This is a genomic window from Streptomyces sp. NPDC002232, assembly GCF_042890295.1.
Classification (GTDB): Bacteria; Actinomycetota; Actinomycetes; order Streptomycetales; family Streptomycetaceae; genus Streptomyces.
The window spans coordinates 126,989-150,471 of sequence record NZ_JBIARV010000001.1; the positions used below are offsets into that span (position 1 = coordinate 126,989).

20 protein-coding genes are annotated in these 23,483 nt (G+C 72.6%); 5 read left to right on the top strand and 15 right to left on the bottom strand.

What is annotated here, in order from left to right; translation table 11 throughout:
- Positions 1 to 27 precede the first annotated feature (27 nt).
- The 4 genes from ACFYXU_RS00560 to ACFYXU_RS00575 all read right to left on the bottom strand — a co-directional run bounded on the left by ACFYXU_RS00560 (position 28) and on the right by ACFYXU_RS00575 (position 6,094).
- Positions 28 to 2,472, bottom strand: a complete 2,445-nt coding sequence (locus ACFYXU_RS00560; RefSeq protein ID WP_389456064.1) for a [protein-PII] uridylyltransferase — start codon at positions 2,470 to 2,472, stop codon at positions 28 to 30.
- A 20-nt stretch (positions 2,473 to 2,492) separates the two neighbouring features.
- Positions 2,493 to 2,831: a P-II family nitrogen regulator gene (locus ACFYXU_RS00565; RefSeq protein WP_015036464.1), complete on the bottom strand. Its 339-nt coding sequence runs from the start codon at positions 2,829 to 2,831 to the stop codon at positions 2,493 to 2,495.
- Positions 2,828 to 4,174, bottom strand: a complete 1,347-nt coding sequence (locus tag ACFYXU_RS00570) for an ammonium transporter (protein WP_329850553.1) — start codon at positions 4,172 to 4,174, stop codon at positions 2,828 to 2,830. Before ACFYXU_RS00570 ends, ACFYXU_RS00565 begins: the two co-directional genes overlap by 4 nt.
- Before the next feature lie 444 nt (positions 4,175 to 4,618).
- Positions 4,619 to 6,094, bottom strand: coding sequence for a hypothetical protein (locus ACFYXU_RS00575; RefSeq protein WP_389456067.1), 1,476 nt, complete (start codon positions 6,092 to 6,094; stop codon positions 4,619 to 4,621).
- A 425-nt stretch (positions 6,095 to 6,519) separates the two neighbouring features.
- On the opposite strand from ACFYXU_RS00575, the gene ACFYXU_RS00580 reads away from it, so the two are divergent.
- Positions 6,520 to 7,173, top strand: coding sequence for a bifunctional DNA primase/polymerase (locus ACFYXU_RS00580; protein WP_329850551.1), 654 nt, complete (start codon positions 6,520 to 6,522; stop codon positions 7,171 to 7,173).
- Positions 7,174 to 7,260: 87 nt separating this feature from the next.
- On the opposite strand, the gene ftsY is transcribed toward ACFYXU_RS00580, so the two are convergent.
- Positions 7,261 to 8,463: a signal recognition particle-docking protein FtsY gene (gene ftsY / locus ACFYXU_RS00585; RefSeq protein ID WP_376510581.1), complete on the bottom strand. Its 1,203-nt coding sequence runs from the start codon at positions 8,461 to 8,463 to the stop codon at positions 7,261 to 7,263.
- Positions 8,464 to 8,547: 84 nt separating this feature from the next.
- Between ftsY and ACFYXU_RS00590 the strand changes: the two genes are divergently transcribed.
- The gene (locus ACFYXU_RS00590) at positions 8,548 to 10,005 is read left to right on the top strand and encodes a cytosine permease (RefSeq protein ID WP_376510583.1); all 1,458 of its coding nucleotides are present in this window, start codon (positions 8,548 to 8,550) and stop codon (positions 10,003 to 10,005) included.
- Positions 10,006 to 10,057: 52 nt separating this feature from the next.
- The gene (locus ACFYXU_RS00595; RefSeq protein WP_329850546.1) at positions 10,058 to 11,029 is read left to right on the top strand and encodes an LLM class flavin-dependent oxidoreductase; all 972 of its coding nucleotides are present in this window, start codon (positions 10,058 to 10,060) and stop codon (positions 11,027 to 11,029) included.
- Between the two features lie 81 nt (positions 11,030 to 11,110).
- Here ACFYXU_RS00595 and ACFYXU_RS00600 read toward each other — a convergent pair whose 3' ends face one another.
- The 4 genes from ACFYXU_RS00600 to ACFYXU_RS00615 form a co-directional block, all read right to left on the bottom strand.
- On the bottom strand, positions 11,111 to 12,544 hold the full coding sequence (locus tag ACFYXU_RS00600) for a sugar porter family MFS transporter (protein ID WP_361396668.1): 1,434 nt from the start codon (positions 12,542 to 12,544) through the stop codon (positions 11,111 to 11,113).
- A 181-nt stretch (positions 12,545 to 12,725) separates the two neighbouring features.
- Positions 12,726 to 16,259 carry a chromosome segregation protein SMC gene (gene smc, locus ACFYXU_RS00605; RefSeq protein ID WP_389456070.1) on the bottom strand — a complete coding sequence of 1,178 codons (3,534 nt, stop codon included), beginning with the start codon at positions 16,257 to 16,259 and terminating at the stop codon, positions 12,726 to 12,728.
- Positions 16,260 to 16,493: 234 nt separating this feature from the next.
- Positions 16,494 to 16,712, bottom strand: coding sequence for a hypothetical protein (locus tag ACFYXU_RS00610; protein ID WP_015036455.1), 219 nt, complete (start codon positions 16,710 to 16,712; stop codon positions 16,494 to 16,496).
- A gap of 388 nt (positions 16,713 to 17,100) precedes the next feature.
- Positions 17,101 to 17,382 carry an acylphosphatase gene (locus ACFYXU_RS00615; protein WP_389408134.1) on the bottom strand — a complete coding sequence of 94 codons (282 nt, stop codon included), beginning with the start codon at positions 17,380 to 17,382 and terminating at the stop codon, positions 17,101 to 17,103.
- A gap of 193 nt (positions 17,383 to 17,575) precedes the next feature.
- Between ACFYXU_RS00615 and ACFYXU_RS00620 the strand changes: the two genes are divergently transcribed.
- The gene (locus tag ACFYXU_RS00620) at positions 17,576 to 18,505 is read left to right on the top strand and encodes a CAP domain-containing protein (RefSeq protein WP_389456072.1); all 930 of its coding nucleotides are present in this window, start codon (positions 17,576 to 17,578) and stop codon (positions 18,503 to 18,505) included.
- Between the two features lie 12 nt (positions 18,506 to 18,517).
- Here ACFYXU_RS00620 and ACFYXU_RS00625 read toward each other — a convergent pair whose 3' ends face one another.
- Positions 18,518 to 19,501, bottom strand: a complete 984-nt coding sequence (locus tag ACFYXU_RS00625) for a quinone oxidoreductase family protein (protein WP_389456074.1) — start codon at positions 19,499 to 19,501, stop codon at positions 18,518 to 18,520.
- A 181-nt stretch (positions 19,502 to 19,682) separates the two neighbouring features.
- Positions 19,683 to 20,267, bottom strand: coding sequence for a flavodoxin family protein (locus ACFYXU_RS00630; RefSeq protein WP_389456076.1), 585 nt, complete (start codon positions 20,265 to 20,267; stop codon positions 19,683 to 19,685).
- Positions 20,268 to 20,389: 122 nt separating this feature from the next.
- On the opposite strand from ACFYXU_RS00630, the gene ACFYXU_RS00635 reads away from it, so the two are divergent.
- Complete coding sequence (locus ACFYXU_RS00635) at positions 20,390 to 20,776, top strand: winged helix-turn-helix transcriptional regulator (RefSeq protein ID WP_376510595.1); 387 nt, start codon at positions 20,390 to 20,392, stop codon at positions 20,774 to 20,776.
- A gap of 11 nt (positions 20,777 to 20,787) precedes the next feature.
- On the opposite strand, the gene mutM is transcribed toward ACFYXU_RS00635, so the two are convergent.
- The 4 genes from mutM to ACFYXU_RS00655 form a co-directional block, all read right to left on the bottom strand.
- The gene (gene mutM, locus ACFYXU_RS00640) at positions 20,788 to 21,657 is read right to left on the bottom strand and encodes a bifunctional DNA-formamidopyrimidine glycosylase/DNA-(apurinic or apyrimidinic site) lyase (RefSeq protein WP_389456079.1); all 870 of its coding nucleotides are present in this window, start codon (positions 21,655 to 21,657) and stop codon (positions 20,788 to 20,790) included.
- A 183-nt stretch (positions 21,658 to 21,840) separates the two neighbouring features.
- The gene (rnc, locus tag ACFYXU_RS00645; protein ID WP_389408130.1) at positions 21,841 to 22,626 is read right to left on the bottom strand and encodes a ribonuclease III; all 786 of its coding nucleotides are present in this window, start codon (positions 22,624 to 22,626) and stop codon (positions 21,841 to 21,843) included.
- 19 nt (positions 22,627 to 22,645) lie between these two features.
- Positions 22,646 to 22,819, bottom strand: a complete 174-nt coding sequence (rpmF, locus tag ACFYXU_RS00650; protein ID WP_015036448.1) for a 50S ribosomal protein L32 — start codon at positions 22,817 to 22,819, stop codon at positions 22,646 to 22,648.
- A 2-nt stretch (positions 22,820 to 22,821) separates the two neighbouring features.
- Complete coding sequence (locus tag ACFYXU_RS00655) at positions 22,822 to 23,475, bottom strand: YceD family protein (protein WP_384569970.1); 654 nt, start codon at positions 23,473 to 23,475, stop codon at positions 22,822 to 22,824.
- Positions 23,476 to 23,483 lie beyond the last annotated feature (8 nt).

The following is a 23,483-nucleotide window of genomic DNA, read 5'->3' on the forward strand; positions in this document are numbered from 1 at the left end:
CCCGCCGAATCCCCTGGGTTCATGTGCTCATCGCAGCGCCCCCTCCAGGGCGCGGGCCAGGTCGATCGCCTCCTCGTCGGAGAGCAGGGAGCCGTCCGTGCGGGTCACGTACAGGGTGTCGACGGCGTTGGCGCCCAGGGTGGAGACGTGCGCGCTCCGCACCCGGACGGCCGCGCCCTCCAGGGCCCGGCCGATGCGGTGCAGCAGGCCCGGGGCGTCCTGGGCGCGGACCTCGATGACGGTGGCCAGGCGGGAGTCCGCCGGGGCCACGGTGACCCGGGGCGGCGGCGCGGTGAGCCCCCGGCGGCGCGGATAGGCGGCCTCGCGCTCGGCGAGCCGGGCCGCGATGTCGAGGGAACCGTCGAGGGCGCGCACGAGGTCGGCGCGGAGCCGGGCGGCCTCGGGCAGGGAGCCGTACTCGGCGGCGACCCGCCAGTCGAGGACCAGGACCGGGCCGGAACCGAGGGGGCCGGGCAGCTCGACGGCGCGGAGGTCGGCGGCGCGCACGGTCAGCCGGTGCAGGGCGAGGACGCCCGCGACGGCGGGCAGGACGCCGGGGCGCTCGGGCAGGGCGATGAGGAGTTCCACGCCGACGGGCTCGGGCGCCTCCTCGTCGAGGGGCTGCTCCTCGCGCGCGTGGAGGGCGAGGACGGGTTCGCCGGTGCGCAGGGCCTCGATCGCGAGCCGTTCCTGCTCGGCGCTGGGCGCCGCCGCCTCGGGGTCGGGCAGGGGTGCGCCCGTGAGGACGCCGGCCACCCGTTTGACCAGGTCGGCGACGAGCGAGGCCCGCCAGGAGGACCAGGCGGCGGGGCCGGTGGCCAGGGCGTCGGCCTCGGTGAGGGCGTGCAGGAGCTCCAAGGCGCCCAGGCTGCCGACGGCGGCGGCGACGGACTGGACGGTGGCGGGGTCGTCCAGGTCCCGCCGGGTGGCGGTCTCGACGAGGAGCAGGTGGTGGCGGACGACGGTGGCGACGACGGCGGTGTCGGTGCGGTCGAAGCCGATGCGGGCGGCGAGGTCGCGGGCGATGGTCTCGCCCGCGACGGAGTGGTCGCCGGGCCAGCCCTTGCCGATGTCGTGGAGGAGGGCGGCGACGAGGAGGAGGTCGGGTCGGCCGACGCGGCGGGTGAGCGAGGAGGCCCGTACGGCCGTCTCGACGAGGTGCCGGTCGACGGTCCAGGTGTGGACGGGGTTGCGCTGGGGGCGGCAGCGGACGCGCTCCCAGTCGGGCAGGAGCCGGGTGACGAGCCCTTCGGCCTCCAGGGCCTCCCAGACGGGGACGGTGGCCTCGCCCGCGCCGAGCAGGGTGACGAGCTCCTCGCGGGCCTCGGCGGGCCAGGGCACCGGCAGGGGCGCCGCGGCGGCGGCGAGGCGCCGCACGGCGTGCAGGGAGAGCGGCAGGGCGGACTGGGCGGCCGCGGCGGCGGCCCGCAGCGGCAGGACGGGGTCGCGCTCCGGCCGGGCGCTGCGGGCCAGGACGACCTCGCCGTCCATCTCGACGACGCCCTCCGCGAGCGGGGTCCGTTCGACGGGGGGTTTCGTGCCGCCCCGGCCGAGGAGCGAGCGCAGCCGCGGACGGACGGAGCGGGCCCTGAGGACGCGGTTGACCTCGCGCCAGGTGACGTCGGTGGCGTACGAGACGGTCCGGGCGGCCTCGTACACCTCGCGGAGCAGGGTGTCGGCGTCGAGGAGGCCCAGAGCGGCGGCGACCGCGTCCTGTTCCTGGAGGGCCAGCCGGTCGGTGGCCCGGCCGGTGGCGAGGTGCAGGGCGTCGCGGGCGTCGAGGAGCCTGCGGCGGGCGGTGTCGAGGCCCTCGCGGGGGGCATCGGCGAGCCAGGAGGCGGCGACGGCACGGAGGACCTGGGTGTCGCGGAGACCGCCCCTGGCCTCCTTGAGGTCGGGCTCCAGGAGGTACTGGAGCTCCCCCGCGCGCTCGGCGCGCTCCCGGCAGAGTTCGTCGAGTTCGGGGAGCCGCCGGGGGGCCTGGTTGCGCCAGTCGGCGAGGACGGTGGTGCGCAGGGCGGCGACGAGGCCGTGGTCGCCGGCGAGGGGCCGGGCGTCGAGGAGGCCGAGGTGGGCCTTGAGGTCGTCGGCGGCGGTGGCCCGGGCCTCGGCCGGGGTGCGGACGGAGTGGTCGAGGGCGAGGCCGAGGTCCCAGACGGGGTACCAGATCCGGTCGGCGAGGGCGGCGACGGCGGCCTGGTCGGCGGTGCCGTCGTGGAGCAGGAGGAGGTCGAGGTCGCTGCGCGGGGAGAGTTCGGCGCGCCCGTAGCCGCCGACGGCGACGAGGGCGGTCCCGCGGGGCGGTGCGGCGGCGGCGAAGAGTCCGGCCAGCCAGTCGTCGGTGAGCCGGGCGAGGGCGGCACGGCGCGGCGGCCCGGGCCGCTCCTTCTCCTGGAGGAGGAGCAGCCGGGCCGCCGCGTAGCCGCCGGGTCCCGATGCTTCGGTCGTGTCGCTCGTGTCGAGGTTCGTCACCCGGCGGCTCCTATCCGTGCTTACAGTGCGTCCGGTCCGCGCTCGCCGGTGCGGACCCGTACGGCGGTCTCGACCGGCACGCTCCACACCTTGCCGTCTCCGATCTTGCCGGTCCGGGCGGCCTTCACGACGACGTCGATGAGCTGTTCGGCGTCCTCGTCCTCGACGAGGACCTCGATGCGGATCTTGGGGACCAGGTCGACGGTGTACTCGGCGCCCCGGTAGACCTCGGTGTGGCCGCGCTGGCGGCCGTAGCCGCTGGCCTCGGTGACCGTGAGTCCGTGGACGCCGAACGCCTGGAGGGCCTCCTTGATCTCGTCGAGCCGGTGCGGCTTCACGACCGCGGTGATGAGCTTCATGCGTCCACCTTCTTGTTCTCGCTCAGGACGGGCGTGGCCACGGAGGTGCCGCGTCCCGTGATGCCCCCGCCGGCGCCGCTGAAGTCGTACGCGGTCTCGGCGTGCTCGACCTGGTCGATGCCGGAGACCTCGTCGTCCTCGCTGACCCGCATGCCCATCGTCCTGTCGATGACGAGGGCGAGGACGGCGGAGGCGATCAGAGAGTAGGCGAGGACGGCGAAGACGCCCACGGCCTGCTTGCCGAGCTGCTCCAGGCCGCCGCCGTAGAAGAGGCCCTTGGCGTCGGACTGGACGCCACCGGTGGCGAAGAGGCCGACGAGGAGGGAGCCGGCGACGCCGCCGACGAGGTGGACGCCGACGACGTCGAGGGAGTCGTCGTAGCCGAACTTGTACTTGAGGCCGACGGCCATGGCGCAGAGGAGACCGGCGATCGCGCCGACGGCAATGGCGCCGAGCGGGCTGACGGCGCCGCCGGACGGGGTGATGGCGACGAGTCCGGCGACCGCGCCGGAGGCGGCGCCGAGGGTGGTGAAGGAGCCGTGGCGGATCTTCTCGTACGCGAGCCAGGCGAGCATGGCGGCGGCGGTGGCGACCTGGGTGTTGACGAACATCACGGCGCCGACGCCGTCGTCGTTGCCGAGCCAGGAGCCGGCGTTGAAGCCGAACCAGCCGAACCAGAGGAGACCGGCGCCGAGCATGACCAGCGGGAGGCTGTGCGGGCGCATCGGGTCCTTCTTGAAGCCGACGCGCTTGCCGATGACGAGGATGACGCCGAGGGCGGCGGCGCCCGCGTTGATGTGGACGGCGGTGCCGCCGGCGAAGTCGATGACGCCCATCTCGAAGAGCCAGCCGCCCGCGCCCCAGACCCAGTGGGCGACGGGGAAGTAGACGAGGGTGACCCAGAGGGTGATGAAGAGGGCCCAGGCGGTGAACTTGACGCGGTCGGCGAGGGCGCCGCTGATGAGCGCGGGGGTGATGATCGCGAACATCAGCTGGAAGACGGCGAAGACGTACACCGGGATGGTGTAGCCGTCCCAGAGCTCGGTGATGCCGATGCCGCTGAGGCCGACGTAGTCGGAGGACCAGCCGATGAGCGAGCCCGCGTCGGTGCCGAAGGCGAGGCTGAAGCCGAAGAGCACCCACAGGATCGTGACGATCCCGAGGCTGATGAAGCTCATCATCAGCATGTTGAGGGTGGACTTGACGCGGACCATGCCTCCGTAGAAGAAGGCGAGCGCCGGGGTCATCAGCATGACCAGGGCGGAGCAGATGAGCATGAACCCGGTGTTGGCGGCGGACAGCGCGGGGGCGTCTGCGGCCAGGGTCGTGACGGCTGGTGCCATCGGCGTCTCCTCGTCGTCGAATGCGGCCTGTGCGGGGCGGGGCCGGGGAGCGTCCGGCCGTGAGGGGTGGCCGGTTATGGGCCAGAGATTCGCGCAGCGCGGTTTCCGCCGATGCCGCTCGATGTTTCGGAGCGGTGACGAAGGGGTCGGGCGTGTTACGCGACCGTGAACGCCCGTGTCGGTCCGGGGGACGCCCGGGTCGGCGGGGCCGACGGCCGTGTCGGGCCGGGGCGGCGACGGCTGCGCCCGCGCCGGGGAGCGTCCGGGCGGGTGCCCGCGTCTGCCCGCCCGGGGAGGCCGTGGCGCCGGTCGGGCCCGGCGCCCGGGAAAGGGGCCGGCCGCGCCGGGCGTCCGTGTGACCTTGCGGCGGGGGAGCCGAGTCGGGCTTTACGGGACGTCCGGCGCGGCCGGGGTCGGTGCGGGCTCGTGGAGCCCGGGGGGGGGTCAGACCGCTTCGGCGGACTCCGGCAGGAGCTGGGTGAGGCGGTCGGTGAGGTGGACGACCTCGGCGACGTCGCTGTAGTTGCGGGCGGCGTGGTCGACGGTCTTGCGGAGCCGGGTGTTGACCCGCTCGGAGCGGATGCTGCGGGCGACCCCGAGGGCCTTCTCGGCGAGGACCACGGACTCCTCGGGCTCGCGCTTGAGGAGGTGCACGGTGGCCATGCCGATCAGGTTGAGCGCGTACGAACGCTGGTGGTCGGGGTCCTTCTCGAAGAGCTGGACGGCCCGCTCCATGACGGGCTCGGCGAGCGAGGCGTAGGTCGGGGAGCGGCCCGCGACATAGGCGAGGTCGCGGTAGGAGTGCGAGTTCTCGCCGTTGAGCTCGGCCTCGGAGAAGAAGCCGATCCAGTCGGGCTCGGGCTCGCCGTCGAGTCCGACGTCGGCGAAGGTGTCCTCGGCCATCCGGACGGCCCGCTTGCACTTGGAGGGCTGCCCCATGTTGGCGTAGGCGCGGGCCTCCATCGCATACAGCATGGCCTGGGTGCGGGCGGTGGCGCAGTCCCGACTGCCGTACTGGGCGAGGTGGATGAGTTCGAGTGCGTCGTCGGGGCGGCCGAGGTGGATCATCTGGCGGCTCATGGACGAGAGGATGTACGAGCCGAGGGGCTTGTCGCCGGCCTCCTTGGCGGCGTGCAGGGCGAGCACGAAGTACTTCTGGGCGGTGGGCTGGAGGCCGACGTCGTAGCTCATCCAGCCGGCCAGCTCGGCGAGTTCGGCGGCGCAGGTGAAGAGGCGCTTGGCGGTGGCGGCCGGCTGGGACTCCTGGAGCAGGTCGGTGACCTCGTGGAGCTGGCCGACGACGGCCTTGCGGCGCAGTCCGCCGCCGCACTGGGCGTCCCACTTGCGGAACATGGCGGTGGTGGACTCCAGGAGGTCGAGCTCGATCTCGGAGAGCCGGTTGGGGCGCCGGGCGTCGACGAGGGGCTCGGGCCGCTCGACGTCGGCGACCGGGGTGGGCACGAGCCAGCGCTGCATCGGTTCGATGAGGGCGGGTCCCGCGGCGAGCGACAGGGAGGAGCCGAGGAAGCCCCGGCGGGCGAGCATCAGGTCGCTGCGGGAGAACTCGCTGAGCAGGGCGACGGTCTGCGGCCCCGCCCAGGGCAGGTCGACACCGGAGACGGAGGGCGACTGGTGCGCGGTGCGCAGGCCGAGGTCCTCGACGGCGACGACGGAGCCGAAGCGCTCGGAGAAGAGCTCGGAGAGGATCCGCGGGATGGGCTCGCGGGGCTGCTCGCCGTCGAGCCAGCGCCGCACGCGCGAGGTGTCCGTGGAGATGTGGTGCGCGCCCATCTGGCGCGCCCGGCGGTTCACCTGGCGTGCCAGTTCGCCCTTCGACCAGCCGCTGCGCACGAACCACGAGCCCAGCTGCTCGTTCGGGCGCTTGCCGGCAATCGTACCGTCTGCGCCGTTGCCGCTCACTGGAACGCCCCCATCCACCTGAAATCCTGTCGTCCGAACCCCTATCAGAATGCCGCCTCTCGCGGCACCCGTCCGGCGTTCGCACTCCTTCGAACTGGAAACCGGGTTGCCTCCGGCATACCCACGCGTGCACGCGGTCCCGGGGTTCGAGTACCGAAAGTAATCCTACGATCACCGCTCCACGAGCCCGATTCAAGAAACGCCACCATTCGCCACCCCTTCGAATGAACTCGCCGCGCGTGGAACGCGATTCACTTGACATGCGACGAACCGGAGTCGGCGGACGGAAGCGCGGAGCAGCGCGCGTCCCGGCCCGCACCACCCCTGTCACGACCGCGCGCCACGCGCGGCGACGGAACGTGACGAAGGGTGACGACGATGCTCCGGGTCGTAACCACCGGCGCGCTCGACCCGTTGGAGGGGGCATGGGTTTCACGATCGGCGGCATTCGTGAGATGCGGGTCGGCGCTCGCCGCCGCGTACGCACCACGGAGTGCACTGCGGTGGCCGAGTACACCGGGCTGTGGGGCTGGGACGTCGTCCCGGGCGCGCGGGCCGTCTCCGGCCGGTGCTCCTGCGGGGATCCGGCCTGCGCCGCCCCCGGCGCCCACCCCCTCTCCTTCGCGGACCCGGTCCCGGCGGGCGCCGGGCTCGACGACGCCGCCAAGGCCTGGTCCGAGTACCCCGGCGCGACGATGCTCCTGCCGGTCGGCCGGGCCTTCGACGTGATCGAGGTCGCCGAGGCGGCGGGCCGGCGGGCGCTGGTGCGCCTGGAGCGCATGGGGCTGCCGCTCGGCCCGGTGTGCGCGACGCCGACCGGCCGGGCGCGGTTCTTCGTGGCCCCGGGCGCGGCGGCCGGGCTGCCGCGGCTGCTGTACCGGATGGGCTGGGACGACGCCGATCTGGACCTGCACTGTCTGGGGCCCGGTTCCCATGTCACCGCTCCCCCGTCGGACCTGTCCGGTCTCGGGCCGGTGCGCTGGCTGCGGCCCCCGACGCTGGACACGGCGGGCGCGCCGCCGCAGGCCCGGCTGCTGCTGGGCACTCTGGCGTACATCTGCCACCGGACGCGCTTCTGAGCACGGATGGACGGCTTCTGAGCACGGGTGTACGGAAGGGCCCCCGCCGTCATGTGGCGGGGGCCCTTCCGTGTGCCGCACCGGGTGTCAGTCGCCGATCAGGGCGTCGACGAAGGCGCCCGGCTCGAAGGGCGCCAGGTCGTCCGGGCCCTCGCCCAGGCCGATCAGCTTGACCGGGACGCCGAGCTCGCGCTGGACCGCGACGACGATGCCGCCCTTGGCGGTGCCGTCGAGCTTGGTGAGCACGATGCCGGTGATGTCGACGACCTCGGCGAAGACGCGGGCCTGGATCAGGCCGTTCTGACCGGTGGTGGCGTCGAGGACGAGGAGGATCTCGTCGAGCGGGCCGTGCTTCTCGACGACGCGCTTGACCTTGCCGAGCTCGTCCATCAGGCCGGTCTTGGTGTGCAGCCGGCCTGCGGTGTCGATGAGGACGACATCGGCCTTCTCGGCGATGCCCTCCTTGACCGCGTCGAAGGCGATCGACGCCGGGTCGCCGCCCTCCGGGCCGCGCACGGTGCGGGCGCCGACGCGCTCGCCCCAGGTCTGGAGCTGGTCGGCGGCGGCGGCACGGAAGGTGTCGGCGGCGCCGAGGACGACGGACTTGCCGTCGGCGACCAGGACCCGGGCCAGCTTGCCGGTGGTGGTGGTCTTGCCGGTGCCGTTGACGCCGACGACCATGACCACGCCGGGGGTGTCCTCGGGGCTCTCGGTCCTCACCGAGCGGTCGAAGTCGCCGAGCAGGGCGACGAGCTCCTCGCGGAGCAGGCCGCGCAGCTCGTCCGGGGTGCGGGTGCCGAGCACCCTGACGCGCTCGCGCAGCCGGTCGACGAGCTCCTGGGTGGGGGCGACGCCGACGTCGGCCGTGAGAAGCGTCTCCTCGATCTCCTCCCAGGTGTCCTCGTCGAGGTGCTCGCGGGACAGCAGCGTGAGCAGTCCCTTGCCGAGCGAGTTCTGGGAGCGGGCGAGGCGGGCCCGGAGCCGCACGAGGCGGCCGGCGGTGGGCTCGGGGACCTCGATCTCGGGAGCGGCGGGCTCCTCGGCGACGGGTGCCTCGGGGACCGCTTCGGCGGGGAGTTCGACCTCCTCGACCGTGCGGCGTGGTTCCTCCCGCGGTGTCTCCGCCTCCTCGCCGACGTGCGGTTCGGCGGGCGGAGCGGTGATGGTCGGCGTGGTGGACGGCGGCTCGGCCGGCGGCAGCTGCTTCTTCTTGCGGCCGCTGATCACGAGCCCGCTCGTCACGGCGACCGCGACGACCAGAGCGATGACTACAGCAAGGATGAGTTCCATAACCCGACCAGTATCGGCCACGAGGGCACGGTTGGAGGAGCACGTACGCTGGGTGGGTCCCCCACATCTGTACGGAGTACCCCCATGCCCCACGACGCCTCCGAAGCCGCAGGCGCGACGCACGACGGAGCGATGGAGACCCGCGGTCTCGAGCCCGTCCCCGACGCCGAGCGGACCGGCCGTGTCCGCGAGCTCTTCCCGACCTGGGTCGCGGCCAACATCAGTGTGCTGCTGCTCACGATGGGCGCCGGCCTGATCGTCTTCAACGGCCTGAACTTCTGGCAGGTCCTGACCGTGGCGATCGCCGCGCCCGTCCTCTCGTACGGGATCGTCGGTCTGATCTCGATCGCGGGCAAGCGCGGCGGGGCGCCCGGCATGGCGCTGTCCCGGGCCGTGTTCGGTCAGCGCGGAAACCTTTTTCCCGGAGCGCTGATCTGGGTCGCCCGCTGGGGCTGGGAGACCATCAACGCGGTCACCGGCGCCTACGCGGTGCTGACCGTCCTCGACCTGCTCTTCGGGGTGAAGTCGAACACGCTGCTCATCGTGGTGACGCTGGCGCTCTTCGTGACCTGCACCTTCCTGGTGTCGGGCCTCGGCATCAACGCGCTGCGGGTGTGCAGCAAGTGGTCGACGTACCTCTTCGGCGCCTTCTCGGTGCTCGTCCTGGTCTATCTGGTGGCGAACACCGAGTGGTCGGCGGTCTTCGACAAGCCGGCCGGTTCGACGGCGATGATGGTCGCGGGCATCGGCACGATCGCGGCCGGCGGCATCAGCTGGGTGCCCTCGGGCCCCGACTTCACGCGCTACCTGCCGCGCACGGCCTCCTCGCGGGCGATGGTCGGGTCGACGATCGGCGGCGCCGGGATCGTGGTGCTCCCGATGGTGCTGATGGGCGCCGTGATGGCGGTGTCGACGCCGGACCTGGCCTCGGCGCAGGACCCTGTCTCGTTCATCGGCGAGCTGCTGCCGATGTGGATCTCGGTGCCGTACCTGGTGATCGCGCTGATCGGGATGCTGCTGATCAACTCGATGTCGATGTACTCGGCCGGGTTCACGGCGCAGACGCTGGGCATCAAGGTGTCCCGGGCGGCGGCGGTGAGCGTGAACGCCGTGATCAGCCTGGTCTTCGGATTCCTCCTGATGGTGGTCGCGACCAGCTTCATCGGCTCGTTCATCTCCTTCCTGACCCTGCTCGCGGTGGCGTTCTCGGCGTGGATCGGGGTCTTCGGCGTCGACATGCTGCGCCGGAGGTCGTACGACGCGACGGCCCTGATGGACACCACGCGGACCAGCGCCTACTGGTACCGGGGCGGTTTCGCCTGGCAGGCGATGACGGCGTGGGCCGCGGCGCTGCTCATGGGCCTGCTGTTCACGAAGGTGGACTGGTTCTCCGGTCCGCTCGCCTCGTCCTGGATCGGTGAGAACGGTCTGGGCTGGGCGGCGACGATCGTGGTCGCGGGCGCGCTGTACGCGGTGCTGCCGCGCTCGGCCGGGCCGAAGGCCGAACCCGCCGCCGAGGTCCGCGAGACCGTTTCCATCTGACGTTCCGTCAGCTACTGTCCCCCTTCCGCGCACCAGCGAAGGGGGACTTCCCATGCCGTTCAGCGTCGTACGGTTCAACCTCGTCGATCCCCGCGCGACCCCGGAGTCCCTCTCGGAGCGCTACCGCGCCGCGCTCGCCATGGCGGCGTACGCCGACGGGCACGGCGTCGACACCGTGCAGACCGAGGAGCACCACGGGGTCGAGAACAACTGGCTGCCCTCCCCCTTCGCCTTCGCGGGCGCCGTCTTCGGCGCCACCCGCAGGATCGCGGTCACCGTCTCGGCGATCATCGGCCCGCTGCACGACCCGCTGCGCCTGGCCGAGGACATCGCCGTCCTGGACCTGCTGAGCGGCGGGCGGCTCGTGACGGTGGCGGGGATCGGCTACCGCCCGGAGGAGTACGAGGAGCGCGGGGTCGACTGGGGGCGGCGGGGCAAGCTCCAGGACCTGCTCCTGGAGACCCTGCTCACGGCCTGGACCGGGGAGCCGTTCACCTATCAGGGGCGTACGGTACGGGTCACCCCGCGGCCCTTCACCCGGCCGCACCCGATGCTCCTGGTCGGCGGCTCCTCGCGGGCGGCGGCGCGGCGGGCGGCCCGGCTGGGGCTGCCGTTCTTCCCGAGCGCGCACCTGCCGGAGCTGGAGGCGTACTACCGGGAGCGGTGCGCGGAGTACGGCACGGAGGGCTGGACCATGATGCCGGCGGAGGTGACGCCGCTGCTGCACCTGTCGGAGGATCCGGACCGGACCTGGGCGGAGCACGGCGAGCACTTCCTGCACGAGGCGCGGACGTACGCCTCCTGGCAGTCGAAGGACATCCGCTCGGCGGTGCGGTCGGCGGCGACGACGGTGGCGGAGCTGCGCGCCGAGGGGGTCTACCGGGTCGTCACCCCGGAGGAGTGCCTGGCGCTCGGCCTGGAGAGCCTGGTGCTGCACCCGCTCTGCGGCGGGATGCCGGTGGAGGAGGGGTGGCGGAGCCTGCGGCTGTTCTGCGACCGCGTCCTGCCGGGGCTCCCGGCCTGAGAGCGTCCCGCCGCCGGGGAACGACGGACCGCCCCGGCCGGAGGCGCGGGGCGGTCGTCGCGAGGAGAGGGGCAGCGGGGATCAGCCCATCTCCTCCAACGCCTTGCCCTTCGTCTCCTTGACGTACCGGAGCACGAAGGGGATGGAGAGCACGGCGAAGACCGTGTAGATGATGTAGGTGCCGGAGAGGTTCCAGTCCGCGAGCGACGGGAAGCTGGCCGTGATGGCCCAGTTGGCGATCCACTGGGCGGAGGCGGCGACGCCGAGGGCCGCTGCGCGGATCCGGTTGGGGAACATCTCGCCGAGGAAGACCCAGACCACCACGCCCCACGAGAGGGCGAAGAAGAGCACGAAGACGTGGGCGGCGACGAGGGCCACCACGCCCTGGGTCTCGGGCAGCTTGCCGTCGACGAGGTCCGCGGAGAAGGCCCAGGCCTCGAAGGCGAGGGCGATCGCCATGCCGATGGAGCCGACGAGGGCGAGCGGCTTGCGCCCGACCCGGTCGACCAGCACCATCGCGATCACGGTGCCGATGATGTTGATGATCGACGTGGTGAACGAGTAGAAGAACGAGCTGGACGGGTCGATGCCGACGGACTGCCAGAGGGTCGCGGAGTAGTAGAAGGCGACGTTGATGCCGACGAGCTGCTGGAAGACCGAGAGTCCGATGCCGACCCAGACGATGGGCAGCAGCTTGAACCGGCTTCCGGAGACGAGCAGGTCCCGGAAGGTGGACTTGTGCTCCCGGCGCATGGCCCGGTCGATCTCGGCGACGCGCTGGTCCAGGTCCACGCCCTCGCCCTCGACCTCGGCGAGGACCTCCTTGGCCCGGTCGGTCCTCCCGACGGAGATGAGGAACCGGGGGGACTCGGGGATCGCGAAGGACAGCATGCCGTAGAGGAGCGCGGGCACGACCATCACGCCGAGCATCCACTGCCAGGCCTCGAGGCCGCCGATCTTCCCGCGCTGGTCGCCGTCCGCGAGCTGGAGGATCCCGTAGTTGACGAGCTGCGAGATGGCGATGCCGATGACGATCGCGGCCTGCTGGAAGGAACCGAGGCGGCCCCGGTAGGCGGCGGGGGCGACCTCGGCGATGTACGCCGGGCCGATGACGGAGGCCATGCCGATGGCGAAGCCGCCGATGATCCGCCAGAGGGCGAGGTCCCAGAGGGCGAAGGGCAGCGCGGAGCCGACGGCGCTGACGGCGAAGAGCACCGCGGAGATCTGCATGCAGCGGATGCGGCCGATGCGGTCGGCGATCCGGCCGGCGGTGGCGGCACCGATGGCGCAGCCGATCAGGGCGATGGCGATGACCTGGGCGAGGGTGCCCGAGCCGATGTCGTAGCGGTCGCGGATCGCCTCGACGGCGCCGTTGATGACGGAGCTGTCGTACCCGAAGAGGAAACCGCCCATCGCGGCGGAGGCCGTGATGAAGATGACGTGGCCGAGGTGGTCCGGGTGAGCGGCTCGGCCATCGGAGGGCGGCGGCGGGGGCGCCTGCTCGGTGCTGGTCACATGGACTCCTCGGTGGGGGGCGAGCCCTTCCAGTGGCGCACAACTTCACGCCGCCCACCACGTGAAGGTTAAAGCAACGTTGCAGAGACTATGCCTTCAAGTTTCGAAGTCAATAGCTCATGTCGTGTGACTTTATAGGCGCTCGAAGGCACGTTGAGTTCAACAGTTGAAGGCTGTTGCCTCAGCGCAGCCGCTGACTGATGACCTTGGATACCCCGTCGCCCTGCATGGAAACGCCGTACAGCGCGTCCGCGACCTCCATCGTCCGTTTCTGGTGCGTGATCACGATCAGCTGCGAGGACTCCTGGAGCTCCCGCATGATCCGGATCAGCCGCTGGAGGTTGGTGTCGTCGAGCGCCGCCTCGACCTCGTCCATGACGTAGAACGGGCTGGGCCGCGCCTTGAAGATCGAGACCAGCAGCGCCACGGCGGTGAGCGAGCGCTCCCCGCCGGAGAGCAGCGAGAGCCGCTTGACCTTCTTGCCCGGCGGGCGGGCCTCCACCTCGACGCCGGTGGTGAGCATGTCGTCCGGGTCGGTGAGGACGAGCCGGCCCTCGCCGCCGGGGAAGAGACGCGAGAAGACGCCCTCGAACTCGCGCGCGGTGTCCCGGTAGGCCTCGGTGAAGACCTGCTCCACCCGCAGATCGACCTCCTTCACGACCTGAAGCAGGTCGGTCCGGGTCTTCTTCAGGTCCTCCAGCTGCTCCGAGAGGAACCGGTGCCGCTCCTCCAGGGCCGCGAACTCCTCCAGGGCCAGCGGATTGACCTTGCCGAGCTGGTGGTACGCCCGTTCGGCGGCCTTCAGCCGCTTCTCCTGCTCCGAACGGACGAACGGCCGCGGCCCGGCTCCGGACGCCTCCTCCGGGTCCCCCTCGGCGGTGGGCGACGGGGGCACGGGCTGGTCCGGGCCGTACTCGGCGGCCAGGGCGGTTCCCTCCACGCCGAACTCCTCCAGCGCCTTCGCCTCCAGCTGCTCGATCCGCAGCCGCTTCTCGGCGCCCAGCACCTCGCCCCGGTGCACCGAGTCGGTGAGCTTGTCGAGTGCGGCCTTGAGGTCACGGCCGCGGGCCCGGGCGACCGTCAGGCCCTTCTCCCGGTCGGCCCGCGCCGCCTCGGCCACCACCCGCTCCCGCTCGGCGCGGACCAGCGAGACCTCGACGTGCGCCAGGAGGGCCCGCGCGCCCGAGGCGACCGCGCCCGCGACCCGCTCCTCGTGGCGCAGCCGGGCCCGGTGCCGCTCCGCACGCGCGCGTGCCTCCCGCTCGGCGCGGGCGGCCCGGTCGAGCGAGTCGGCCCGTCCGGCGAGTCCCTTGACCCGCTCCTCGTGGGTACGGACCTGGAGCCGCGCCTCCATCTCGGTCTGCCGCGCGTTGGAGCCGTCGATCGCGAGCCGGTCGCGCGTCGAGGTGTCGGGCTCGTCCTCGGCCGGCATCTCCTCGGCCACGAGGAGCCGTTCGGTCAGCTCCTCGGCCTCGGTGGTGGCCTTCTCCAGGGCCTCCTGGGCACGGGCGGCGGCCGCCGCTGTCCGCTCGGCCTCCCCCGCCGCTCCCCTGGCCTGCCCGGCGAGCCGGCCGAGCCGCTGGGCCACCGCGGACCGCTCCCGGTCCCCGGCGCGGCGGCGGGTGTCGAGCTCCTCGACCAGCGCCCCGGCGGTGCGGCGCCGCTCGACGGCCCCTTCCTTCGCCGCGGACGACTCCTGGCAGAGCACGGCCAGTTCGTCGAGCTCGGCGGCGGCCTCGGCCACCGAGGCCTGGACTTCGAGGAGGCTGGGCGCCCCGGCGGACCCGCCCTGCGCGAAGTGCGCCCCGAGCAGGTCCCCCTCGGCGGTGACGGCGGTCAGCGCGGGCCGGGTCCTGACCAGCTCGGCGGCCTCGTCGAGGTCGCCCACCACGACGATCCCGTCGAGCAGGCCGCGGACGGCGCCCACGAGCTCGACGGGACCCCGGACGAGGTCGGCGGCGTACGGGTGGTCCTCGGCCGCCGCCGGGTGCCGGGGCCCGGCGGCTCCGGTCAGGATCAGGGAGGCCCGGCCCGCGTCCTGCTTGCGCAGATGGCGCAGCGCCTCGACGGCGGCCGAGGGGCCGTCGGCGACGAGCGCGTCGGCGGCCGCGCCGAGGGCGGCGGCGACGGGGACCTCGTATCCCGGGGTGACGGCGAGGAGTTCGGCCGCGGGGCCGAGGAGTCCGGTGAGCCCGGCGGAGAGCAGCGCGCCCGTACCGTCCTTGCGCCGCAGCCCGAGGGCGAGCGCGTCGTGCCGGGCCCGGGTCGCGGCACGGCGGCGCTCGGCGTCGGCGGCGGCCTCGCGCGCGGCGCCCAGAGCGGCCTCGGCGTCGGCGAGTTCACGGCGGGCGGCCTCGTACCGCTCGCTCTGTTCGGCGTCCTCCGCGTCGAGGCCGTCGACCTCGGCCTTCAGCTGCTCGTACTCCTCCTGGGCCGCGGCCGACCGCTCGGCGGCGTCGTCGCGGGCGGCGGCCAGCCGGTCGATCTCGGCCTGGGCGGACGCGGCGCGCGAGCGGGCCGCGTTGACCTGGCCGTGCAGCCGGGCGAGGCCCTCGCGCCGGTCGGCGAGGGCGCGGGCCAGGTCCCTGAGGCGGCGCTCCTCGTCGGCGAGGGTCCGCTCCAGGTCGGCGCGGTGGGCGACGGTGTCCTCCAGGGCGCGCTCGGCTGCCTCCAGCGCGGCTTCGAGCTCCGCCTCCTGCTCGCGGACGCGGGCCGCCTCCCGCTCCAGGTCCTCCGGGTCGCGGCCGCGCCGCTCCTCGGCGGGCGCGGTGGTGGCGCTCTTCACGCGCGCGTCGGCCAGGGAGACGGTGCCCCGGACGCGTTCGGCGAGCTGGGAGAGGGCGTACCAGCTCTGCTGGGCGCGCTCCAGGCGGGGCACCAGGGCGTGGGCCTCCGCCTCGAGGTGGGCCTCCTCGGCGAGGGCGGTACGGAGCTCGGCCTCGGTGGACTCCTTGCGGGCCAGCAGGGCCGCCTCGTCGGCCACCTCGGCGGCGAGCGCCGCCTGGAGCCGGACGAGGTCGTCGGCGAGGAGGCGGAGGCGGGCGTCGCGCAGGTCGGCCTGGATGACGACGGCGCGGCGGGCGACGGCGGCCTGCCGTCCCAGGGGCTTGAGCTGGCGCCGGAGTTCGTCGGTGAGGTCCTGCACGCGCGCGAGGTTGGCCTGCATCGCGTCCAGCTTCCGGAGCGCCTTCTCCTTGCGCTTGCGGTGCTTGAGGACTCCGGCGGCCTCCTCGATGAAGGCACGCCGGCCCATCGGGTCGGCGTGCAGCACGGAGTCGAGCTGCCCCTGGCCGACGATGACGTGCATCTCGCGGCCGATGCCGGAGTCGGAGAGCAGGTCCTGGAAGTCGAGGAGGCGGCAGGTGTCGCCGTTGATCTGGTACTCGCTGCTGCCGCCGCGGAACATGATCCGGGTGAGGGTGACCTCGGCGTAGTCGATGGGCAGGGCGCCGTCGGAGTTGTCGATGGTCAGCGAGACCTCGGCGCGGCCGAGCGGAGGGCGCCCGGTCGTGCCGGCGAAGATGACGTCCTCCATCTTGCCGCCGCGCAGCGACTTGGCGCCCTGCTCGCCCATGACCCAGGACAGTGCGTCCACGACATTGGACTTGCCCGAGCCGTTGGGGCCCACGACACAGGTGATTCCGGGTTCGAACCGCAGCGTGGTGGCCGAGGCGAACGACTTGAATCCGCGGAGCGTCAGGGCCTTGAGGTGCACCCCGGGGACTCTACCGGGGCGCGCGCGTTTCGCCCGCGACGGCGTGGGGCAGATCCTCGGATGAGGAGGGGGCGTACGCGGGGGAAACAGCGGATGAAAGAGAGAAGGGACGCCGAGGCGCCCCTTGCAGGTCCAGCCGTCGTGCACGTGCGTCGTTCCGCACGATCAGCTGTGATCGGGTGTCCGGCTGCGCCGACGAGAATGCTTTCCACCCGGCCCCGGAGGGCTGGGTTGTCAGGTGAGCGCAGGCTCTGCCTGGGGTACGTCGAGGTCGATGCTGTTCAGCAGCGACTCTCCCTGGTGCTGAGCGGCGGCAGCGGCGAGCGAGTCGTTCTCGGACTGGATCCGTACCAGCTCGGATTCGAGGTCCTGGACGCGCTGCTGAAGCCGTCGCATCTCGGCGAGGAGTCGCGGGTCGGAGCCGCCGACGTAACCGAGAAGCGCCTTTGCCATGATGAGTGGTCCTCCACAATGAGTGACCGACCGTAGTGGTTGGGTCGTGAGGGATTCGCACCCGCGGTGCTCGGCAGTACTGCTTGTCGTGCCGGTTCCACTGCCAAACAGCTAAGGTGCGCGGGGATTCCAGAGTCTCACCAAAAAGTTTGACGGTCAACACGATCACGCCCCGTTTGAAGGGCTACCGAGGAGTCCACGGCCGCTCAGCGGGCGGCTGGGCCTTCGGACTCGGTGCCTCGGGGGCGTCGCGATCATCCTTACGGGGCAGCCTCGCACGCCCGGCGTCCGTTGGCAACCATCAGGTGCTTCGCTGGTCACGCCCCTGTTACCGGGTGTCCGCCCGGTGCCCCTCTCGGTCACCGGGCGGGATGGCGGAGCGTGATCGTCAACGGATGGCGAAGCCGTCGTAGCCGCCGCGCGGCGTGTCCCAGATCTCAGTGACACCGTCCACACGTCCGGGTGTGTCGCCGGACCGCAGCCAGTCCAGCAGACGGTGGCAATTCTCACGCGACCCCTCGGCCACCACCTGCACCCGGCCGTCGTCGAGGTTCAGGGCGAAGCCCACCAGGCCGCCGATCTCCAGAGCGTTTGCCCTGGTGAACCAGCGGAACCCCACTCCCTGTACCCGGCCGCGCACCCAGGCGGTCATCCGTACGTCGTCACTCATGGCTGCACGCTAACGGGCGGATTGCCAGATGAGCACATCGCCCCTGCTTCTCATGGACTACAGTCCCGACCGAACGCGCCTCACCCGTTCGGGCGCGCACCGTTCGACCGACGATCCGGAACGGCGCCCAGAGCAAAGATCAGCAAAGCCCGGCAAAGATCCAGCGCAGACCAGCTAGAGGAAGGCAGAGCAGATGGGACGCCACCGTCGCTCCGGCGCCGCACCCGCCGCAGAAGACTACGCGGCCGGCTCGGGCCGCCCCCACCGGGGTGCCCGCCGCCGTCGGCCCGTGCGCAACGGCCTCCTCGGCGCCTCGGCGGCCGTCGCGGTCGGTGCCGTCGCCGTCGCCTCGGGCCTGCTCCCCGGCGGGAACACGCTCACCGTCGGCAGCGCCGGTTCGAGCGAGCACCAGGTCGAGACCCGGCAGGCCCCGGAGCTGACGACGCAGGGCGGATCCACGTCGACCCCGACCGCCACGGGCACGGAGTCGCGCGGGGGGAACGCGCCCACCCCCTCGGCGCCCCCGTCCGCTTCAGCGAAGCCCAAGCCCAAGCCCACGCCGAAGGTCACTCCCTCGGAGAAGCCGAAGCCGAAGCCCACCCCGACGCGCTCGAAGAAGCCCGCGGCGAAGCCCGCTCCGGTCAGGACCTCGGCCGCGCCCACCACGAAGGCGCCCGCGCCGAAGCCGGACCCGACCACCGCGGCGCCCACCGAGGAGGCCCGGGTCACCTCCACGGCGGACCGCGGCGAGGCCGCCGAGGCCGAGGTCGTCCGCCTGGTGAACGACGAGCGCGCCAAGGTGGGCTGCTCCCCGGTCCGCGCGGACGCGAAGCTCGCGTCGCTGGCCGGCGCGTTCAGCGCGGACATGGCCGCCCGGGGCTTCTTCGACCACACGGACCCGGACGGCGACACCCCGTGGGTCCGGGCCGAGCAGGCCGGCATCACGGGCATGGGCGGTGAGAACATCGCCCGCGGCCAGGTGGACGCGGCGGCGGTGATGGCGTCCTGGATGAACAGCGACGGCCACCGCGCCAACATCCTGAACTGCGACTTCACCACCCTGGGCGTCGGCGTCGTCTTCGGCGACGGCGGCCCGTGGTGGACCCAGGACTTCGGCTACTGAGCCCCCGCGGGGTCAGACTCCCGCACCGGGTACGAGGAGCAGCTTGCCGGTGGTTCGCCGAGCCTCCAGGTCGCCGTGGGCCCTGGCCGCCTCGGACAAGGGGTAGCGGCCCGTCACGGTGATCTCGAGCGCCTTGGAGCGCACCCACGCGAACACGTCGGCCGCCCGTCGGAGCAGTTCGGGCCGATCGGCGATGAAGTCCCCGAGGCTGGGCCGGATCAGGGTCAGCGAACCGCCGTGGGCGAGCCGCATCGGATCGACCGGAGGCACGGCACCACTGGCCGCGCCGAAGAGCACGAGGTGGCCGCGGGTGCGCAGGGTGGCCAGGCTCGCGTCGAAGGTGTGCGCGCCGACGCCGTCGTAGACGACCGGCAGGCCCTGGCCTCCGTTGAGCCGCCTCACCTCGGCGGCCAGATCGTCGACCGCGGAGGAGAGGATCACCTCGGCGGCCCCGGCGCGCTTCGCCGCCTCGGCCTTCGCCGCGTTCGACGTCGTGCCGATCACCCGGCCGCCGAGATGGGTGATGAGCTGGGTGAGCAGCAGCCCCATGCCACCGGCGGCCGCGTGCACGAGCACCGTGTCGCCACCCTGAACCGGGTAGGCGTCCTTGACGAGATAGTGCGCGGTCATGCCCTGGAGGAGCACGGCGGCGGCCGTCTCGAAGCTGATGTCGTCGGGCAGCGGCACCAGCCGGGCGGAGTCCACGACCGCCCGCTCGGCGTACGTGCCGGGAATCTCCACCCAACCGACCCGGTCCCCGACCGCGACGTCGTCGACGCCGGGTCCGACGTCGACGACCGTGCCGGCGCCCTCGGCGCCCGGGGTGAAGGGCAGCGGAAGGCCGTACCGGCCCTCGCGGTGGTAGACGTCGAGGAAGTTGACCCCGGATGCGGCCACCTCCACGACCGCCTCGCCCGGCCCCGGCCGCGGCTGGTCCACCTCGGCCTCCCGCAGCACCTCGGGACCGCCCACCTCGTCCACCTGAATCGCTCGCATGACCCTCCCCTGTCGGCTTGTCCCACCGCCAACCCCGTGGACTGCGATCCGATTCCCGTCGGGCGGAGCGGCCCGCGCCGACGCCCGGGGGCCCCGTCGCCTGCGTGGCGACGGGGCCCTCGGAGGGGCGCGGGGAGGCCGTCGCGCTCGTGGCCACCGTGCCCTCGGGTGCGCGCGGGGATCAGGCGGCGGCGCGGCCCGCGGCGAAGGTGCGGGCCGTGGTGGCGACGCGGCGGCCGAGGTGCTCGGCGGTGGCGACGTCGGCCTTGTGGACGCCCTCGGGGCCCTGGTCCGTGTGGGTCTGGGCGCCGGCGCCGGAGAAGAAGCCGAGGCGGTTGAGGTCGTTCTCGGAGGCCTCGCTGCTGTTCCAGCCGGGCTTCAGGCCCAGGTTGACCCAGGTCATGCCGTGCTGGCCGGCGAGGGTCTGGAAGAACTGGAGGGTGTGCCCCTTGTCGCCGCTCTTGGAGCCGGAGTTGGTGAAGCCCGCGGCGAGCTTGTCCAGCCAGGCGTCGGTGAACCAGCGCTTCGAGGTGGCCTCGGCGAACTGGTGGAAGGCGCCGGAGGCGGTCCCCATGTAGGTCGGCGAGCCGAAGACGATCGCGTCGGAGGCGTCGAGCAGCTCCCACTCCGCGTCGGTGATCCCGTCGACCTTGATCAGGTGGACGGTGGCGCCCGCGTCGGCGGCGCCGTCGCGGACGGCCTCGGCCAGGACGGCGGTGTGGCCGTAGCCGGAGTGGTAGGCGATGGAGACGACGGGCGTGGTCACAGAGTGCTCCTCGGAGAGGTGGGCGGGGTGTAACCAGAAGTAGAGCACTAACTTTTGGAAAGCGCAAGCAAAGAGAGAGCGCACCCGTGACGGTGAGCGCTGTGCGGGAGTACGGTGGAGGCATGACTGACGACCTCGCCTACGACGTGTTCGCGCGCGCCTGTCCCTCGCGCGGCACGCTGGAGCACGTGACGGGCCGCTGGGGCAGCCTCACCCTGGGCGCCCTGCACGAAGGGACGTTCCGCTTCAACGAGCTGCGGCGCCGGGTCGACGGCGTGAGCGAGAAGATGCTGTCGCAGACCCTGCACGCCCTGGAGCGCGACGGTCTGGTGCACCGCGAGGCCCAGCCCACGAACCCGCCGCGGGTCGACTACCGGCTCACCCCGCTCGGCCGCGAGATCGCGGAGCGGCTGATCGGCCTGATCGAACTGGTGGAGGGGCGGATGCCCCAGGTGGAGGCCGCCCGCGAGAGCTACGACGCGGAGCGCGCGGCCCCGGTCACGGCCTGAGCCCCGAAGGCTCAGGCCACCGTGCGCGGCGGGCGCTGGCAGCGCGGGCAGAAGTAGCTGGACCGGTTCATCCAGGCCCGTCGCCGCATCGGCGTGCCGCAGCGGCGGCAGGGCTCGTCCTCGCGTCCGTACGCGTCGAGCGAGCGGTCGAAGTAGCCGGACTCGCCGTTCACGTTCACGTACAGGCTGTCGAAGCTGGTGCCGCCGGCGGCGAGCGCCGCGTTCATCACGTCCCGGACGTGGGCGAGCAGCTCGGCCGAGCGCGGTCGGGGCAGGGCGGCGGTCGGCCGGTCGTAGTGCAGCTTCGAGCGCCAGAGCGCCTCGTCCGCGTAGATGTTCCCGACGCCGCTGATCAGCGACTGGTCGAGCAGCGCCCGCTTGATCGTCGTACGGCGCAGCCGCAGCGCGCTCTGGAAGGCCGCGTCGTCGAAGGCCGGGTCCAGCGGGTCGCGCGCGATGTGCGCGATGACGTCCGGCAGCCCGTCGGCGTCGTCCGCGACCTGGTCGTGGAGCGAGAGGCCGCCGAAGGTGCGCTGGTCGACGAAGCGCAGCTCGGTGCCGGCGGAGTCGTCGAAGCGGACACGGATCCGCAGGTGCTTCTCGTCCGGGGCGCTCTCCGGCTGCACGAGCAGCTGACCGCTCATGCCGAGGTGGCCCAGGACGGAGGTCCCGGACTCCGCCAGCGGCAGCCACAGGTACTTGCCGCGCCGCCGCGCCACCTCGAAGCGCTGCCCCTTCAGCCGGGCCGCGAAGTCCTCGCCGCCGGCCGGGTGGCGCCGTACGGCCCTGGGGTGCAGCACCTCGACCTCGGTCACGGTCCGTCCGGCGACCCAGCGCTCCAGACCGCGCCGTACGACCTCGACCTCGGGCAGCTCGGGCACGGCACTCCTCCGGAGGGATAGGACTGGTGGTCCCGGGGCGATCCGCCCCCGGCCCACGGACGGGCCCGGTCAGCCTACCGCCCGGGGCCGGACCGCCGGGCCGCCCCGGAAACGGCTCCGCCCGCCCCTGGCGGGGGCGGGCGGGAAGACTCCGCTGAAGGAGTGCGGGAGACGCGGTCGCGGTCAGGCGGTGGCCGGAGCGGCCCCGTCCTTCCGGGCCGGCTCAGCGGCGTCGGCCGCGGCCTTCGCCGCCGCCGCGCGCTCGTCCGCGGCCGCGCGGATCGCGCGCCACGCGGACTCCGCCGCCTGCTGTTCCGCTTCCTTCTTGCTGCGGCCGGTGCCGGTGCCGTACGAGACACCACCGACGCGGGCGGCAGCAGTAAAGGTCTTCTCGTGGTCCGGGCCCTCTTCGGAGACGAGGTACTCCGGGACGCCCAGGCCCTCGGCCGCGGTGAGCTCCTGGAGGCTGGTCTTCCAGTCCAGTCCGGCACCGAGGTTCGAGGACTTCTCGATCAGCGGGTCGAAGAGCCGGTGCACCAGCTCGGACGCCGCGTCGAGGCCCTGGTCGAGATAGACCGCGCCGATCACCGCTTCAAGGGTGTCGGCGAGGATGGACGCCTTGTCCCGGCCGCCCGTGCCCTCTTCGCCCCGGCCGAGCCGGATGAAGGAGCCGAGTTCGAGGCCGCGGCCGACCTCCGCCAGCGCACGCGAGTTGACCACCGCGGCCCGGAGCTTGGCCAGCTGGCCTTCCGGGAGATCGGGGTGGGTGCGGTACAGCGTGTCCGTGACCACCAGGCCGAGCACGGAGTCCCCGAGGAACTCCAGACGCTCGTTGGTGGGCAGACCGCCGTTCTCGTACGCGTACGAGCGGTGGGTCAGCGCACGCACCAGAAGGGCGGACTCGAGCTGATACCCGAGCCGCCCTTCCAGAAGCGTGTGGGACGAGGCTGCGCTGATGTTCTCAGACATCGTGCCTCTCACCAGCCACTCAGACCGAGAGGACCTGGCGCTTGTTGTAGGTGCCGCAGCTCGGGCACGCGATGTGCTGCAGCTTCGGCTCCTGGCAACGCTCACACGAAACCAGGGTGGGGACCGCAGCCTTCCACTGCGACCGGCGGTGGCGCGTGTTGCTGCGCGACATCTTCCGCTTCGGAACAGCCACGGCTACTTCTCCTGCTTCTCGGCGGCGCTTCGGACGTCCCCGTCAGAGGCTTTGCCGCTCATGTTGTCCTTCTCATCGGTTCCCAGCGAACCGGCGAGTCCCTGCAGTGCCGCCCAACGGATGTCGACGGCGTCATGGTGGTGGTCCGGGTTCTCGTTCAGGTTGGTCCCGCATTCGGAACACAGACCCGCACAGTCCTCCCGGCACACCGGCTGCATCGGCAGTGCGAGCACCACCGCATCACGCAGCACGGGTTCGAGGTCGAACATGCCGTCCTCGAGGGGGATCATGTCCTCGTCGTCCTCGGCTTCGTCGTCCGCGGCCGCCTTGGAGCGGCCCCGGTCGTCGGAGTCGGGGTACGAGAACATCTCCTGGAAGTCCACGTCGAGCTCCAGCTCGACGGGCTCCAGACACCTTACGCACTCCCCCTCGGCCGATGCACGGGCGGTGCCTGTGACAAGCACCCCTTCCATGACCGACTCAAGACGGAGATCGATTTCCACCGGAGCGCCCTCGGGCACCCCGATCACTCCTTCGACGCCCAGGTCCTTGGGGGACTCGACCGATCGCGAGAGCCGCAGCAGGGCGCCAGGACGCCGCCCCAGCTCGTGCGTGTCGAACACGAGGGGGTTGCGGTGGTCGAGGCGCGTGCTCAGGGCTCTTC